General features: G+C 64.5%; 12 protein-coding genes. 3 read left to right on the forward strand and 9 right to left on the reverse strand.

Annotation, left to right across the window (positions count from 1 at the left end; translation table 11 throughout):
* Window positions 1–36: 36 nt before the first annotated feature.
* The 7 genes from JJJ16_RS08710 to eccCa form a co-directional block, all read right to left on the reverse strand.
* A complete protein-coding gene (locus JJJ16_RS08710; protein WP_219752282.1) occupies window positions 37–1,275 on the reverse strand; it encodes a S8 family peptidase in 1,239 nt (412 codons plus the stop codon).
* Between the two features lie 2 nt (window positions 1,276–1,277).
* Entirely contained in the window at window positions 1,278–2,504 is a 1,227-nt protein-coding gene (locus JJJ16_RS08715; protein ID WP_219752284.1) for a S8 family peptidase, read from the reverse strand.
* Window positions 2,505–2,506: 2 nt separating this feature from the next.
* A complete protein-coding gene (locus tag JJJ16_RS08720; protein ID WP_219752285.1) occupies window positions 2,507–3,754 on the reverse strand; it encodes a S8 family peptidase in 1,248 nt (415 codons plus the stop codon).
* The gene (locus JJJ16_RS08725; protein WP_219752287.1) at window positions 3,733–5,448 is read right to left on the reverse strand and encodes a hypothetical protein; all 1,716 of its coding nucleotides are present in this window, start codon (window positions 5,446–5,448) and stop codon (window positions 3,733–3,735) included. The genes JJJ16_RS08720 and JJJ16_RS08725 overlap by 22 nt, the downstream gene beginning before the upstream one ends.
* A gap of 25 nt (window positions 5,449–5,473) precedes the next feature.
* Window positions 5,474–6,052 carry a hypothetical protein gene (locus tag JJJ16_RS08730; RefSeq protein WP_219752289.1) on the reverse strand — a complete coding sequence of 193 codons (579 nt, stop codon included), beginning with the start codon at window positions 6,050–6,052 and terminating at the stop codon, window positions 5,474–5,476.
* Window positions 6,053–6,108: 56 nt separating this feature from the next.
* Window positions 6,109–6,651: a hypothetical protein gene (locus JJJ16_RS08735; RefSeq protein ID WP_219752291.1), complete on the reverse strand. Its 543-nt coding sequence runs from the start codon at window positions 6,649–6,651 to the stop codon at window positions 6,109–6,111.
* A gap of 64 nt (window positions 6,652–6,715) precedes the next feature.
* Window positions 6,716–10,762, reverse strand: coding sequence for a type VII secretion protein EccCa (gene eccCa, locus JJJ16_RS08740; RefSeq protein WP_219752293.1), 4,047 nt, complete (start codon window positions 10,760–10,762; stop codon window positions 6,716–6,718).
* 138 nt (window positions 10,763–10,900) lie between these two features.
* On the opposite strand from eccCa, the gene JJJ16_RS08745 reads away from it, so the two are divergent.
* Both JJJ16_RS08745 and JJJ16_RS08750 read left to right on the forward strand, forming a co-directional pair.
* The gene (locus JJJ16_RS08745) at window positions 10,901–12,337 is read left to right on the forward strand and encodes a hypothetical protein (RefSeq protein WP_219752295.1); all 1,437 of its coding nucleotides are present in this window, start codon (window positions 10,901–10,903) and stop codon (window positions 12,335–12,337) included.
* Window positions 12,337–13,779 (forward strand): FHA domain-containing protein, encoded by a 1,443-nt coding sequence (locus JJJ16_RS08750; RefSeq protein WP_219752297.1) that lies wholly within the window; start codon window positions 12,337–12,339, stop codon window positions 13,777–13,779. The genes JJJ16_RS08745 and JJJ16_RS08750 overlap by 1 nt, the downstream gene beginning before the upstream one ends.
* 235 nt (window positions 13,780–14,014) lie before the next feature.
* On the opposite strand, the gene JJJ16_RS08755 is transcribed toward JJJ16_RS08750, so the two are convergent.
* Window positions 14,015–14,296, reverse strand: a complete 282-nt coding sequence (locus JJJ16_RS08755; protein ID WP_219752299.1) for a WXG100 family type VII secretion target — start codon at window positions 14,294–14,296, stop codon at window positions 14,015–14,017.
* Window positions 14,297–14,318: 22 nt separating this feature from the next.
* On the reverse strand, window positions 14,319–14,624 hold the full coding sequence (locus JJJ16_RS08760) for a WXG100 family type VII secretion target (protein ID WP_034465071.1): 306 nt from the start codon (window positions 14,622–14,624) through the stop codon (window positions 14,319–14,321).
* A gap of 195 nt (window positions 14,625–14,819) precedes the next feature.
* Between JJJ16_RS08760 and JJJ16_RS08765 the strand changes: the two genes are divergently transcribed.
* A complete protein-coding gene (locus JJJ16_RS08765; RefSeq protein ID WP_219752301.1) occupies window positions 14,820–16,181 on the forward strand; it encodes an EsaB/YukD family protein in 1,362 nt (453 codons plus the stop codon).

The following is a 16,181-nucleotide window of genomic DNA, read 5'->3' on the forward strand; positions in this document are numbered from 1 at the left end:
GTGGCAGGGGCGCTGCGCTGTGTCGGGTTGCCGAGGCTACTTCCGGTGGTATCGGGGGCTCGTTCCCAGGTGGATGTTTAATCCGTTGTCGAGGCCGAAACCGATGATCAGGTCTTCGTTGGTGCCGCGATAGACGTAGGACTTGGGCATCGTATTCATGACGGTGTTGGGTGTGATGGTACCGTCCGCGTAGTCCTGAAGTTCCTGCACAGTGGGGGAGGACCCGCCCGGCTTCTGCAGAATCGGGTTCTCGTCCGGATACTGGGAGGGATCCTCATTCACGAGCGAACCCAAAGCGGCTGCACCGTAGCCAGTCTTAGGGTTCCAGTCATGGTTGGGGTTCAAACCCGTGTGTACCAGGAGCTGCAGGATCTGGTTGGGGGTGGCGTCGGGCCACTTCTGGCGAGCCAGCGCTATCATGCCGGCCACTAGAGCCGTGGATGCCGAAGTTCCTTCGTTCTGTGTGGGTGCGCCTGTATACGGATCGACAGTATTGATCGGGCCTCCGACTGCAGCGGTGACCACTCCGTTACCCCACGAGGAGTAGGACGCGAACGTGCCGTCGGTATTGATGGCGGAGGTGCCAACGACACCGGACCACTGGCTCAGGTGCGCACTGTTCTCGTCGGTGCTCTTGTTTCCCGCTGAGGCAACGATGATAACCCCGTGGGAGAGAGCGTTGGCGATAGCCCATTTCAATTCGTCAGACTGGTCTGATACGCCCTGAGAGACAGAAATGATCTGGGCGCCGTCCTCGACAGCTTGGTTGATGAGCTTGTCCCACGAATTCTGCTTTTCGCCACCTAGGTCACAGTTACCCGACGAGCGAGAGCTCGAGTTGGTCACCTGATAGCTGAGAAGGGTGGCATCGGGTGCGACACCCGTATAGGAAGAAACGAGGATCGTCGCCATGTCAGTGCCGTGACGTACCCCCTCCGGCGAGCCCTCGATAGTGCAGCGGCTCTTGTCGGTGATATCGGCCCCGGCCAGTTCTGGGGCGTTGATGTCGACTGGGCTGTCGATGAGGGCGATGGTTACCCCCTTACCCGTGTATCCCTTTTGGCGTGCGGAGTCCAGGTGGTAGTAAGAGAAGTACTCCTGGGTGGTGATCGGGTCCGCAGCACGCGCGGGAGCCGGGGCCAGTGTCAAAACACCAACCGCCAGAGCGAGAGCGGAGAATGTGGTGGTCAGGGCGCGCGCGGCGCGCCCCGCCCTCCCCACAAAACCGAAGGGAGAACGGGGCGCAGGCTGCGCGCTTGGTCGCGCGTGTGTCATGGTCACTTCCGGTGGTAGCGGGGGCTGGTTCCCAGGTGGACGGTCAATTCCAAGTCGTCGAACATAGCCGCTACTTCATCTGCGCCTCGGTAGACGTAGGACGATGGGAAGGTGGCCAGCGAGTTGAATACGATTCCGTCGGTGTAGTCCTGAATCTCCTGGACGGTAGGCTCGGAGCCCCCATGTTTTTGAATGATCGGATTCTCGTCAGGGTACTGGGAGGGATCCGTGTTGACCAGATCTGCAAGAGAAGCTGAGCCGTAGCCGGTGTACTGGTCCCACGTATGGTTGGGATTGAGTCCTGTGTTGACCAGTACCTGGAGGATCTGGTTCGCGGTGGCGTCGGGCCACTTCTGGCGTGCAAGGGCCATCATGCCGGCCACGAGCGCTGCCGACACGGATGTTCCGTTCACGGTTGTGGGCTCACCGGTCGATAGGTCATACGTGGTGTAGGGGCCGCCAAAAGCAGTGGTGACTACGCCATCGCCCCACGAAGAGTAGGACGCGAACGTGCCGTCGCTGTTGATCGCGGACACGCCAACAACCCCAGAGAACCTGCCCAGTTGAGTCACGTTATCATCGCTGGCGCCATTTCCGGCTGAGGCGACGATGATGACACCCTTGCTGATGGCGTTAGCGATCGCCCACTTGAGCTCAGGATTGTCCTCTGAGACACTTTGCGAAACCGAGATGATCTGAGCACCGTCTTCGACAGCCTGGTTAATGAGATTGCCGAAAGAGTTGAGTCGGCGTTCGCCCGAATCACATGTTCCGTTCGACGTCGCGGACGCTGTCTCCGTCTGATACGTATTCAGCGTCGCATCCGGTGCCACACCGTTCTTGGAAGAGACCAAAATGATCGCCATGTCGGTACCGTGTCGGATACCCTCGGGCGAGGCTTCGACGGTGCAACGACTCTTATCAGTGACCTTGGCACCCTGAAGAGCAGCATTGCTGGTATCAACCGGGCTGCCAATAAGAGCAATGGTCACACCCTTGCCGGTGTATCCCTTCGCACGTGCGGAGTCTAGGTGGTAGTACGAGAAGTACTCCTGGGTGGTGATCGGGTCCGCAGCACGCGCGGGGGCCGGAGCCAGTGTGAGGGCCCCGGCTGCCAGTGCGAGAGCGGAGGCGGCGGTGGTCAGGGCGCGCGCGGCGCGCCCCGCCCTCCCCACAAAACCGAAGGGAGAACGGGGCGCGGGCTGCGCGCATGCTTGCGCGTGTGTCATGGTCACTTCCGGTGGTAGCGGGGGCTCGTTCCCAGGTGGATGTTCAAACCGTTGTCGAGGCCGAAACCGATGATCAGGTCTTCGTTGGTGCCGCGATAGACGTAGGACTTGGGCATCGTATTCATGACGGTGTTGGGCGTGATGGTACCGTCCGCGTAGTCCTGAAGTTCCTGCACAGTGGGGGAGGACCCGCCCGGCTTCTGCAGAAGCGGATTCTCGTCCGGGTACTGCGAAGGATCCGTGTTGACCAGTGCGCCACCGTCAATCGCTCCATATCCGGTGTATGGCGTCCACTCGTGGTTGGGGTTCAAGCTGGTGTGAACCAGGAGTTGCAGGATCTGGTTGGGGGTGGCGTCGGGCCACTTCTGGCGAGCCAGCGCTATCATGCCTGCGACCAGAGCCGTCGAATTCGAGGTGCCTTCTGTCTGTGCAGGCTCGCCTGTGTTGGCATCAAGTGAGTTGAAAGGCCCGCCGACAGCGGCGGTGACCACTCCGTTACCCCACGAGGAGTAGGACGCGAACGTGCCGTCGGTGTTGATGGCGGAGGTGCCAACGACACCGGACCACTGGCTCAGGTGCGCACTGTTCTCGTCGGTGCTCTTGTTTCCCGCTGAGGCAACGATGATAACCCCGTGGGAGACGGCGTTGGCGATAGCCCATTTCAATTCGTCAGACTGGTCTGATACGCCCTGAGAGACAGAAATGATCTGGGCGCCGTCCTCGACAGCTTGGTTGATGAGCTTGTCCCACGAATTCTGCTTTTCGCCCCCTAGGTCGCAGTTACCCGACGAGCGAGAGCTCGAGTTGGTCACCTGATAGCTGAGAAGGGTGGCATCGGGTGCGACACCCGTATAGGAAGAAACGAGGATCGTCGCCATGTCAGTGCCGTGACGTACCCCCTCCGGCGAGCCCTCGATAGTGCAGCGGCTCTTGTCGGTGATATCGGCCCCGGCCAGTTCTGGGGCATTGATGTCGACTGGGCTGTCGATGAGGGCGATGGTTACGCCCTTACCCGTGTACCCCTTCGCACGTGCAGCATCGAAGTGATAGTAAGAGAAATACTCCTGGGTGGTGATCGGGTCCGCAGCACGCGCGGGAGCCGGGGCCAGTGTCAAAACACCAACCGCCAGAGCGAGAGCGGAGAATGCGGTGGTCAGGGCGCGCGCGGCGCGCCCCGCCCTCCCCACAAAAGCGAAGGGAGAACGGGGCGCGACGTTGGAACGAATGCTCACCACTGGCGGGGGTCCCATCCGTCGTCCGCACGCTTTGCCGGCGTGATGTCCTTGTCGGTGCCGGAGGTCTGCGACAGGGGATTCACGTAGCCCGGAGGCAGCGCGTCCTCGTCATCGTCGAATTTGAATGCGACGTACTGGCGCTTGCGGCCCTTCTTGTCGTCCTTGCCAGCTCCACTACCAGCACCCGCTCCGGCACCCATGAAGCCACCGCTCGTCGTGCCGCCCTTGCCAGCCGCACCGGCTGCACCCGCAGCGCCGCCGTTTGCGCCCGTGGAGCCCGTGACGCCGGAGGAACCGGCGACACCGTTCGCGCCGCCAGCGCCGGCCGCGCCCGCAGATCCTGCGGGAGGCGTGTAGGAGCCGAAGCCGGAGCCGGAGTAAGAACCGACCTTCAGGCCAGCAGCGCTCGCGCCGCCAAGACCGTTGGTCGAGCCGGTGACGCCGCGCATGCCCGCGGCGCCCATGCGACCGGCACCGGACAGGCCGCCGGCCGAGCCGGACCCGCCGAGGCCGTTCGCACCCGCACCGGATCCGCCGAAGCGGCCAAGGGCACTGGAACCGGCGCCGCCGAAGCGCCCGAACATGCCGGAGCCGCCGAGGGAACCGGAGCCGCCGAAGCTGCCCGAACCCATGCGGGCTGTGCCGCGCAGGCCGAGGGCGCCCGCGCCGAGCACGCCCGCGCCACCGAGGCGGCCGGAGGTGGTCACGTCGGAAGCCCCGCCACCGTTGAGACGCCACAGCGGGTGATGAGCGTCCGCCGGCGGTGCCGGGGTGTGACCACCGACGACGCCGTTGCGGTAAGTGGTACCGTTCACGCTCTTGTGCAGCAGGTCGGTGCCCATGAGCTCCTGGGGATCCGTGATCGGGTTCGTGCGGGAACCGAGCTCACCGTAGGGCAGCTCGCGCGTCGGAACGGCGCCCGAGGCCACGATGCGGTTTTGTGCGGCGGCCGCGTCGGCTTCGCTCCACCACGGCTGGTTGAAGCCGTCGGGGTAGTTCGGCGAAGAAGGGCTGCGGTCGTCATTACGGCCGTAACCATTGCTACTCGTGCCGCCCCAGATCGGTGGTGTTCCACCGGTCCAGTTGTCCGGAGGCCTATACGAGCTGCTTTCATTACCATCCGGATCCGGAGTGGGAACTGGAGTGGGAACTTTCGGTCCGGCACCGATGCGCATGCCGCTGCTCATCCTGGCCGTGCCAGAATTCATCTGCTCGAGGATGCGCGCGGCAGCTGCCTCGCGCTGGGCGTTGGCCTGGGCCTCGACTGCTTCGACGTAGGCTGCGCCGGTCGTGTAGCGCCTGCCCATGAACTCGATACCGCCACCCGGATCCTTGTCGGAGACGGAGACCACCCAGTCGTCGCGCATAGCGGCAGTCTTCGCATCCAGCAGATCGTCGGAGATCGTCTCGGCCTCGGCCAGAGCAAACCGCATGACCTGGCGGCCCATTTCGTAGCTCTGGTACCCGCGCGCGTAGTTTGACTGGTACCACTTAATGCGCTCGATCGATGCGTCGACCCATCGGTCCATCGCATCGCCCGTTGCACCGGTGAAGCCATGGCTCTCGCGGTAGGCGTTAAGCTGTTGGACTGACTCTTCGAATCCCTTGAGGATCTGTTCGTGATCGGTGTCCCATGCATCAAGACCCTGATTAGCTTGAGCCGCCTTCATGAATTCCTTCAAGCGCTCATACATCGGAGATGAAACCATGGTGAAAATCCCTTCTAAAGCTAACTCAGTACGTGCTAGGTTTTGGAGCTGCAGTTTGCGTCGCCGACGATGCCTGCTGGGCATCTGCTGTGGTTGCTCCTCGTACACCACTGAGACCAACTGCTGCGCCCAACGCTGCACCTGCGGCAGTCTTGTTCGTGGCACCACCCAGGAATCCCTGGGCGATGTCCGCAGTCGATACCTTCATTCCCATACGCGCGTAAATTCCCTGCATGGTTGCCAATGCAGAGCTCTTTGCGATGAAGCCACCTACTGTGTCCGACATGATCTTCTTCATCGCAGTTGCGTTTGCATACTCAACACCTGTGAATTCCTTCATGGCCCGGTGCATGTATGCCTCGAACTCCTGAATCAGATCCCTCTCTGCAGTGAGGAGCTCTGAGATCGTGTCGAACATATCCGTAGCGCGGGTTCGCATTTGGACGGGGCCGGTCTCCTGTCCCCAGAAGGAAGACTGTTGAGCAGCGCTCAGGGCGTTCGCGCCGTTGCGTGAGCCGTCGACGGCGTCCCAGGTTTCGACCACTTTCGTAGCCGCTGCTGTCTGCCGATCGTTATCGTACTGAACTCCGGAGTGTCCGGTCATTGTTAACTCCTAATTGTCGATGGAAGATGAAAGAGGGCTGCGATGCGCCCAGTTGCTTACTTGGCGACCTTGAAGCGGCGGACCAGCGGCTGGTCGGGCTGGTCAGAGCCCTCAATCTTCAGGGTCCACACGTAGGTCAGATCAGAGCCCGAACCCTCCACGTCCACGGTCCAAGACGAGTAGTACTCACAGTTCTGCTCCACGCACAGGTCATAGGTGTCATTGCCCAGCCGCCAAAAATCAGTCGCCGACATCATCTGGTAGATCGTCTCATTCTTATTGACGACCGTCTGGCCCTTGGGATCCAGCTTGAACCTCTGCTGAGAGATCGTCACGGGGGCCTCGGCCACCAGCTGCGCGCCGACCATGTTGTTCAAGGCGACGGCCTTCGCGGCGATCTGCTTCTTCTGATCGCCCGACGCGGACTGCATCTGCTGCACCAGCTGCTGCTTCTGCCCCTGAGGAATGTTGGGCAGCTTGCTGATATCGGTGGCCTTAGAGCCACCCCCACCGAAGAGGGAGCAGCCCGACAGCGCGACGGCAGCGAGCAGCAGGGACGAGGTGGCCGCACATGCGCGACGGGACACGAGAGAGGACATATTTTCTCCTACTTTCAGACTGGTCAATCATATGCGACGAACGGGTCGCTGTGTCAACAAACGGTCAGATTGATGCGGGTGGGGTGTTCGCCAGCTGGGCAGCGACCACGCCGAGCTCACGGTGGACAACCTGCGCGCGGCCCGGAACGGCGCGCTTGGGCTTGACACCGTTGATGATCGCGCCCTCGCTGGGATTGCCCGACAGGAGAATGCCGGTGACCGCCAGGTCGTTCATCATCTGCAGGACCTTCTCGTAGGCCGCACGCGACGCGCCACCCATACGGCGGGTGATGATCACGTGCAGGCCGATGTCGGCGGCCTGCGGCAGCAGGTCGATGAGCTCCATGAGCGGGTTGCCCGACGTCGTCGCGACCAGGTCGTAGTCGTCGACCAGGATCCACACCTCGGGGCCCGACCACCAGCTGCGGTCGCGAATCTGCTCGGGAGTCACGTCCGAACCCGGCAGGCGCGTGCGCAGGAATGCTGCGAGCTCGCGCATCTGCTTCATGGCCTCGGAGTGGTTCGTCAGGTACCCCAGCTGGTAGTCCTTCGGAATCGCTCCCATGAGCGTGCGGCGCATGTCGATCGACATGATCTTTGCCTCACCCGGCGTGTACAGGCGCGTGACCTCGGAAATGATCGAGCGCAGGAACGTCGTCTTGCCCGTCTTGCCGTCGCCGAACAGGTACAGGTGCGACTCTGCGCGGGTGTTGAACAGAAGGGGACCGAGGCGGGACTCCTCCACGCCCAGGATCATGTCGCCACCGCCACGCGGCAGGACCAGCGGCTCGGGGATCTGCGCGAGGATCTCGGGAACCGTGACGTTTTCGGGCAGCAGGCGTAGCTTCGGGCCCTCGCCGTGGACCAGCGACTCGCGGATCTTCGCCACCGTGCGGGCAACGCCCTGTGACACGGTCGACGGATCCGGATCGTCGTCGGCGCGCGGCAGGCCGATCATCATCTCGTGGCCCACCATGTCGATGCCTCGACCCGGGCGTCCCTTCGGAATACGGGCGGCGCCCTCGCGGTTGACGATCGACTCCTTCGGGTTCGCCGTGTGCAGCTCCAGGCGCGAACCGAAGATGTCCTGCGCCTCCGAACGGATGTCCATCCAACGGGCGGCCGACACGATGAGGTGGACGCCCAGCGACAGGCCTCGGCTCATCATCGTCGTCACCGTGCGGTCCAGGCCGTCGAACTCGCTGCGCAGCGCGCCCCAGCCGTCGATGACCAGGAACACGTCGCCGTAGCCGTCGTCGTAGGTGCCTTCTAGGCGCCCGCGACGGTAGGTGTCCATCGAGTCGATGCCGTGCGCGCGGAAGTAACGCTCGCGGTCGTCCATGATCGCCGCGATCTCGGCGATCATACGAGTGCGCACTTCCTCGGTGTCGCGCGTCGCGATGCCCGCCACGTGCGGGGCGCCCGCAAAGCCGGCGAACGTACCGCCGCCGAAGTCCATGACGTAGAACTGGACTTCCTGCGGCGTGTAGGTCAGCGACAGGGCCTGCACGATCGTACGCAGCGCCGTCGACTTACCCGTCTGCGGGCCGCCGACCAGCGCGAAGTTACCGCCCGCGCCCGACAGGTCCAGGACGAGGGTCTCGCGACGCTGCTCGAGCGGCAGGTCGACCGTGCCCAGGGGCACGCGCAGGGGGCCGGACTCACGCCACGCGCGCGACACGAAGCCGAGCTCCGGGTCCGGGCGCAGGTCGGGCATGAGGGTCGCGAAGGTATCCGGGATCTCCAGCGGCGGCAGCCACACCTGGTGCGCCGGGTAGCCCTTGCCCTTCATCTTCTCCACGGCGATGTCCATCTCGGACATGTCCGCCCACACCTCGTCGCCGGCCAGAACGACTTCCTGGTTCTGGTCGATCTCTTCCTCCTCGCCCAGGTCCTCGCGCGTGATGACGGGAGCGACCGTGAACGGCAGGATCTCGATCGGCGCGGTCGGAGCGCCGGCCGTCGAGGCCTCGGAAATCGACGCGAGCGTACGCGCCGGCGGGGGAGCGGCCACGTAGGACGCGCGGAAACGAACGAGGCCGTCGCCGCCCGCCTTCAGGAAGCCCGAACCGGGCAGCGGGGGCAGCTTTGCGGCGTCGGGGATACCCAGGACCTCGCGGGAGTCGTTCTCCGTGAAGGTCTTCAGTGCAATGCGGTACGACAGGTGCGACTCCAGGCCGCGCGCCTTACCCAGGTCCATCTTCTGTGAGGCGAGCAGCAGGTGCACCGACAGGGATCGGCCCAGACGACCGATCATGATGAAGACCTCGCCGAACTCCGGCTTGGCCATGAGCATTTCCGTGAACTCGTCCAGGACGATGAACAGGGCAGGCAGGGGCGGGAACTCGTGCTTGCCCGCGAGACGATCCGCCTCGTAGTCGGACACGTTCGCGTAGTTGCCCGCCTGGCGCAGCATCTCCTGGCGGCGCACCATTTCACCCTGCAGGGCGTCCTGCATACGGTCGACGAGGGAGAGCTCCGACTCCAGGTTTGAGATCATGGCCGACACGTGCGGCAGGTCCGACATGCCGGCGAAGGTCGCGCCACCCTTGAAGTCGACGAGAACCAGGTTCAGCTGCTCCGGAGAGTGGGTGAGCGCCAGGGCGAGCACGAGGGTACGCAACACCTCGGACTTACCCGAACCGGTCGCGCCGATGAGCAGGCCGTGCGGACCCATACCCTGCTGGGCGGATTCCTTAATGTCCAGGACCACGGGGCGGCCCTCGGGCGTGACGGCGAAGGGGGCGGCGAGGCGTTCGCGGCCCTCGCGGCGCCGCCACTGCTTCTCCGGGTCGAAGTCGCGGATATCGCCGATGCCGACGAGCTCCATGAGGTCCATCTGGCGGGACTCGTCCGAACGGCCCACCGGCGTCTCCGCCTCTTCCAGGTTCTGCTGGGTGGCGAAGGGCGTCATGCGGCGGGCCACGGCCTCGGCCTGCACCGCGGTGAGGCGGTCGGCGAACGCCTGCTCGGGCAGGGAGTCCATGGTGACCACGTCGACGACGTCCGCGCCCTTGTGATCCGGGTTGGGGTGGATGACGAGGCGCAGCGCCGTGTGCGACTTCATGGGCGTCCACTCGCGGGCGCGGGACATGATCGTCACGCCGCGCACGCCCACCGCCGAACCGAAGGGGGAGTTGGGCGGGAACTCGGCCCCGTCCAACACGAGGAGGAGGTGGGGCCACTCGGGCATGTCGTCGCCCGGGCGGTACGCGCCGCGCATCGCGATGTCGGGGCCGATCATCTCGGCGAGTTCGCGCGGGTCCGTCGAGATCATGCGGCCCGGGCCCACCGCGTCGCGCACGATGGACGAGCGAGCCTGCGGCATCCACTTGACCCACTCCCAGTCGCCCAGTCGATCGGCCGAACACAGGACCGCGATCTTGAGCTTGGAGGGGTCGATGAAGCACGCCAGGTGCATCATGATGGCGCGCATTTCGTCGTAGGCGCTCTCGCCGTCGCCGACGACCTCGATGTGGCTAAAGTCACCCAGGTAGAGGAACTTGCCGACGTTGTCCGTGTGGTCGTGGACGCCGATGAAGCGGTCCATGGCGGACAGACACACGACATCCATCTCCGTCATCGGATCGATCGGGGGACGCTCGAAAATGAGGCCGAGGGGCTGGGTGCCCGAGCCGTAACGGAACGTCAGCAGGTCGTACGTGTTGCCCTCGCGCGACCACAGGCGCGAACCGTTGGCGGCCAGCGTCACGAGGGCGTCAGGGGAGGGGTAGACCCAGTTGTAGTAGGCGCGCTGCTTCTTCGCGACCTTGCGCACGGACTCGCGCGTCTCCGCCAGGTAGGAGAGGTATTCGCGGCGCTGCGTCTTGACCCGCGTGCGGTACTGGGAGAACTGACGGTAGATGTTGAAGCCGACCATGCCCAGCATGGCGACCAGCATGCCGCCGCCCATCATCAAGGAGCGCGTGTTGCCGTCGTTCTGCAAAGCCATGAAGACCATGACGCCCGTCGAACCGAGCATTGGGACGACCATCATCAGGACGTTACCGATCGATGCGGGCTCGGCCTTCTCCGGCGGCATCTGGATTGCCAGGGTGCCGGAGGGTTGCTCCGGAACCGCGACAGTCCGCCGTTTCTTGCGTGTAACCATCAGGTCTCCTCGCGCTGCGCGCGTACGTGTTCGATGCGACTGCACCCAGTGTAGCTGAGTGGACTTCCAAGTTTTAACCGACGGTTAGCCTCAGTGCATTACACTGGGCACTGTTGTTTCCCGAAGATCGGAGGTTTCATGAGCGCCACCATGGTGTCCGTGACCGTTATCGACTCCGATGGCGCCTCTGATTTCGCCGCTCCTGAAGGGACCACGGTCGCCGGATTGTGCGCGATGCTGGAGATCGACCTGTCCCTTCCCTCCGTGCGCGTCTCCTACGCCGACGGGCGTCCCCTCGATGGCGCCGCTGTCCTCGGTCGTGACCTGCCCGCAGGTTCGACGATCGCTCTGTCCAGCCGAGTCCTGTCCGCTCAGCAGGTCAACGAGGCCTCGGAACGTCAGGAGAACCAGTGGCTGTCCCCGGTCCTGGCCCTCCTCGGCTACTGCTTCATCGTGATCGGTGCGGTCAGCTCCCTGTGCCTCTTGCCGATGCTCGCAGATGCGGCACTCATCGGTTTCGCTCACCCCGAGGACGGCCCGAAGTGGGCCGTTGAAGTCACGAAGATCCCGATGTGGGCGCGAGGCGCGTGTGCCGCCGTGTGCTGCGCTGCTTCCATCCTCCCGCTTTTCGCTTCGCGCGCGGTCCGTTCGAGGCCTGCCCTGCTGCTCCTGATGCCCGCGCTGGCCGGATATAGCGCGATCGGCTTCGTGGCGATGTCCGGCATTCATGCGCTGTCGGTCGCCCCTGTGATCGGTGTGTGGGTTGCCCTCGCGGTTTCGCTGGCCGTCGTGTCGCTGACGACGACCCCCACCGCGTTCAGCGCGTTCTTCGCGTGGATCGGTGCCACGGCGCTCGTCACGATCGGCGCGTACCCGTTGTTGAGCCTCATCGACATCGCTCCGCTGGCTCTCCTCCTCGGGGTGTTCCTGTTCCTGATGGCGCCTCGTTTTGCGTTGCGCGTGCCCGACAGTCAGCTCATTGACTCCGCGTCAGTGCAGACGATTGCGTCGCGTATTCGTCAGCCTCCCGCGCAAAAGCCCAGCACGGTGACCGGCGGCCGGATGGCGGATGCCCTCGGGCACACGGACGCTCGGTACACGCTGCTGTTGGCCGCCTCAACGCTGTTTGTGCTGGTGGGCGGCATACCCCTGGCGTACACGGTGACTCCCGTGATCACGTTGGGACGCGGTCTCGCCGGCTTCATCTTCGTCATCATGTCCATCCTGATCCTGTTGACGGCCCCGCGAGGGGTACGCACGCGCGCCGGGCAGGTCCTGCCTCGCATCGCTGCGGCGGGCGTCGGGTGCGCCTTCCTGTTTGGTACCTGGTCACAGTCCTTGGTGGTGGGGAAAGGAAAAGACACGCAATCGTTGTTCCCCCTGCTCCCGCTGGCGATTCTGCTCATCATCGCGATCGCGATGGTCCTGTGGATGACGCTGCATGTTCCCAAGGGCCACGCCGCCCTCGCGGGCACGATCCTCGACTTCGTGCAGACCTTCTGTATCTTTACACTTCTCCCCGCGGCGGTCATCTCCTCGGGTCTCTTCGAGTTTGCTTGGAGGGCAGTCCTGTAATGGCTGATACTACGAAGACTCCTTTCGCCCATGCATCCGCTTCGCGGCTCGTCGGCGCGTATCTCATCGACCTGCTGATCCTCGGGGTCCTGCTTGGCGTGACGTGGTACGTGCACTTCACGGCGTGGACGATCGGAATGATCACCGCCGAGGCCGTGGTTGCCTCCGCGCTCATGCTCGGCGCGTCGGGCCGGACGCCGGGCATGGCCCTCATGCGCGTGTGCATGATCCGCGACGAGGAAGACGCACAGACTCCGTCGCTCGGCGCGGCGCTGGGCTACACGGCCCTCGCTGTGCTCCTCCAGGTCACCGTCGTGGGCCTGCTCGCCTCGTATGCGATGGTCCACGATGGGCGTACGTGGCTGAGCGGCCCCACCCGTACCCGCTTTGTCGACTTGCGCAAGCATGCAGCGCTCGCGGCGGGTCCCGGTGAGGTTGAGCGCTCCGAGCGTCCGCACATGGCCCCCAGTGGTTTTGAGAGCGTGCATGAGGGGGTTGACCAGTGGAGCGCTCCCGCTGCGCCGTTGACGCCCGTGCCCTCCTCGGCGCCTGACTATTCCGCGCCCGGTCAGCGTGCGAACGACCCCTTTGGGACGGGCTACAGTGCTCCTGCCACCCCGGCGGTCTCCCCGCTGCCTGCCGCCCCCGCCATGCCGGCGGCACCCAGTGCGCCAGCCGTGCCCAGCACGCCTGCTGCGCCTTCGACTCCCGCTGCGCCCGCCGCGCGCGAGCCCAACGAGTTCGAGGCGCTCCTCGCACCGCCCCAGGGAGCTCCGGACACTCACCGCCCTGCGCCCCAGCGCCCCGCGACACCCTCCGTGCCCGCGGTACCTCCGGTGCCCAGCGTGCCCGCCCCGTCGACGCCCGCCGCGCCCGCGCAGGTTCCCGCCCAGGCCAGCTGGGGAGCTCCCGCTCAGCAGGTGCCCCCTCAGCCCGCCCAGGCCTCGTACAACGCAGGAGGGCAGTACACGGCCCCCGCATCGGGTGTGCCCGGCCCCCCGCCGAGCCGCCGCGACGTGCTGGCTGTGCAGAGCTCCGGCACCTCCCAGTGGGGTGGGGCCGGCCAGTCCCAGTGGGGCGCGCCAGCGACGCCGCCGCGCACGCAGCTCCTGTGGCTCATCTTTGACTCCGGGCAGCGTGAGCTCATCGACATGCCCGTGACGCTTGGGCGTGCACCCGCAGCCGTCGAGGGCTCGCGTGCGGTCGTCGTTCCCGACGCAACGATGTCGCTCTCGCGCACGCACATGCGTCTGGGGCCCACGGCCACCGGCGCCTGGATCGAAGACTCCTTCTCCGCGAACGGCACGCAGATTCGCACGCCCGACGGCCGCGTCATGGAACTGACGGGCGGACAGGCGGTCGAGGTGCCCGCCGGTACCGAGGTCATCATGGGAGACCGGAGGGCCACGATCGTCTACGCCGACGCCGACTCGGTGCACTGATCTCCTCGCCTGGCCGATCCTTCGAAGAGTCACCGCCGCCGTCCCGATAGGGGCGGCGGCGGTTTTCTATGTGCTCAATTCCACCCCGATTTAACCGAATGGAAAATTGTTGTGGATGGAGGCGGGGCAAAGTGGCAGTCGGTCGATTGCGAGTGCAGAATCGATCGCTTGCGGGTACGGAAAAGGGCCGCCCCGATGGGACGACCCTTTTCCGTAGCGCTAGGCGCTCATGCTCTCAGAAGCGGGCAGCGTTGGACTGGTCCGTCGTCTGGTAGTTGGAGCGAGCCGAGTCAACGGCGGAGGAGGTGCGGCGCAGCACGTCCTTCAGGCCCTCGAGGCCCTGGTTCCACTGACGCTGAGCAACGTCGTAGGCTTCCTGCGTCTGGCCTTCCCACGACGAGCGCAGCTGGTTCAGCGTCTGCTCGAGATCGTCGAGGCAGTTCTGCAGGTTAGCGGCACCGGTGTTGATGTCAGCAGCAGCGGCGTCAAGAGCGCCGTAATTTACCTGGAAATCCATGTCAGTCTCCTAATCTAATCTCTCACAGGCCGCCGAGCAGCTGAGCGAACGAGTTCTCGGTCTCGGACTCGTTGGCTTCCATCGACGAATCGGTGGCGCGCAGGTTGTCAGCGAGATCCTGAAGAGCCTGGTTAACCTTTGCTGCGTTCTCCTGCCACTGAGCCATCAGCGAAGAGAACTGCACCGACGCAGCGCCCTGCCAGGAGCTGCCGATGGTCGACAGGTCGCCCTCAAGACGCTTGAGGTGGCTGTCGATGTCGGCCTTGGTGGACTCAACCGCCGCGAAACCCTGCTTAAGGGCGCCTTCTGCGGCCCTCTGGTCTGCCATGTGAACCTCCATTTGTATGAGTGGACTCTCTCGCCGGAATGCGTGAGAGCATGGGGACACATGAATACTAACCATGTTTTCATCATTTTTTTCGATGTTACGGAAAAATCATGACAAAACCTGACCGAGAATCTAGACTTACGGGGTTGTGTCGTGTAGCCAAAAACCCCATCACGCGGCATTCGGGAGGACCCAATGGCATCGAAAACATCACGAGGAGTGGCGCTGATTCCGCTCACGATCACGTACGGCGTTGACCGTAGTGACGTGACGCTTCCGCAGTCGATCCCCCTGGTGGAGCTGCTCCCTGGAATGGTTGAAACGGTGGGCGCTTTCACTGATCAGCCAACGAATGACGGCTTCGCGGTGCGTACGGCCTCGGGCCGTCTGCTCGACCAATCCAAGTCTCTGTCCGCGCAGGGGGTGCGCGCCGGTGCGGCGCTCACCCTCGAGCCTCTGGGTGAGGGCGCTGCCGATATGGTCTATGACGACCTCACCGAAGCGGTCGGTCAAGTCGTCGAAAGAGTGTCCACTCCTTGGACACGTGACGATGCTCGCACTCTTGCTGCGCTCTCCGCGGCGGGCCTCGTCTTCGTCGCAGCCCTCCTCCTGGCCACCACTCCTCCGGACGCCCTCACCGCCCTCGATTCTTATTCCGTCACGAGGTACAACGTTATTGCCGGCGCAATCGGCATCGTCGCGGCGCTGCTCGTGACTGCGACGTCCGCTGTGATGACCCGGAAGTACCCGCAGGCAAGCGGTATCGCGCTGGCACACACCGTCCCCTTCCTGACGGCCGCATCGGCTCTGCGCCTGAGCCAGAGCCACTGGGACACCGCCGGCTGGGGGTGGACCGGCCTCGGCCTCCTGATCGGCTCCCTCGCCGTTCTCGCGCTGCCCAAGCGGTACCGAATCTCTATCGCGGCCCCTCTCGTCGTCGGTACGGTTTTGGCCGCCACCGGCCTCCTGGTTCGGCTCGGTCAGCTCTCTCAGGCGGGCATCTCCGCCATCCTCTTCGCCCTCGTGATTGTGCTTCTCCAGGTCGCGCCCTGGATCGCGCTGGCCCACATCCCCGTGCGCATCCTGGATGCGGACACGACTGAGCAGATTCCCGCGAAGGGCATCACCGACCAGGTCAGCACCTCCTTCGTGTTCGTCGTCGCCCTGCGCGCCGGCGGGGCAATCGCCGCTCTCTTCCTGGCTGTCGCCCTGATGACGGCACCCGAAACGCGGTCGATCTCCCTGCCGCTGACCCTCATCGTGCTCGGTGCGGTCTCCCTCGTTCTCCAGACGCGTTCCATCCGTGCTCGCGTCGAGGTGCTTCTCGGTGCTCTCACCGGCCTCATTGTGATCCTCGTCGCCACCGTACTCGGCGCCTACGCGGACCCGAGGACCATGCCGTGGCTGACGCTGTCGGCGATCGCGACCGCCCTCGTCCTCGTCATCACGAACGTCGTCGGGCCTCGTGCACGCCCGCACCTGACGCGCATCGCCGACACGATCTCCGTGCTGTCGCTGTTTGTCCTGCTTCCCCTGGCCGTCTACCTGTGGAGCTGA

It is taken from the genome of Schaalia sp. ORNL0103 (assembly GCF_019429565.1).
GTDB lineage: Bacteria > Actinomycetota > Actinomycetes > Actinomycetales > Actinomycetaceae > Pauljensenia.

Coding starts and splice junctions, on each gene's coding strand:
- JJJ16_RS08760 (WP_034465071.1), bottom strand. CDS start 14,624: ATGGCAGACCAGAGGGCCGCAGAAGGCGCCCTTAAGCAGGGTTTCGCG.
- eccCa (WP_219752293.1), bottom strand. CDS start 10,762: ATGGTTACACGCAAGAAACGGCGGACTGTCGCGGTTCCGGAGCAACCC.
- JJJ16_RS08765 (WP_219752301.1), top strand. CDS start 14,820: ATGGCATCGAAAACATCACGAGGAGTGGCGCTGATTCCGCTCACGATC.
- JJJ16_RS08735 (WP_219752291.1), bottom strand. CDS start 6,651: ATGTCCTCTCTCGTGTCCCGTCGCGCATGTGCGGCCACCTCGTCCCTG.
- JJJ16_RS08750 (WP_219752297.1), top strand. CDS start 12,337: ATGGCTGATACTACGAAGACTCCTTTCGCCCATGCATCCGCTTCGCGG.
- JJJ16_RS08755 (WP_219752299.1), bottom strand. CDS start 14,296: ATGGATTTCCAGGTAAATTACGGCGCTCTTGACGCCGCTGCTGCTGAC.
- JJJ16_RS08745 (WP_219752295.1), top strand. CDS start 10,901: ATGAGCGCCACCATGGTGTCCGTGACCGTTATCGACTCCGATGGCGCC.
- JJJ16_RS08720 (WP_219752285.1), bottom strand. CDS start 3,754: ATGGGACCCCCGCCAGTGGTGAGCATTCGTTCCAACGTCGCGCCCCGT.
- JJJ16_RS08715 (WP_219752284.1), bottom strand. CDS start 2,504: ATGACACACGCGCAAGCATGCGCGCAGCCCGCGCCCCGTTCTCCCTTC.
- JJJ16_RS08725 (WP_219752287.1), bottom strand. CDS start 5,448: ATGGTTTCATCTCCGATGTATGAGCGCTTGAAGGAATTCATGAAGGCG.
- JJJ16_RS08730 (WP_219752289.1), bottom strand. CDS start 6,052: ATGACCGGACACTCCGGAGTTCAGTACGATAACGATCGGCAGACAGCA.
- JJJ16_RS08710 (WP_219752282.1), bottom strand. CDS start 1,275: ATGACACACGCGCGACCAAGCGCGCAGCCTGCGCCCCGTTCTCCCTTC.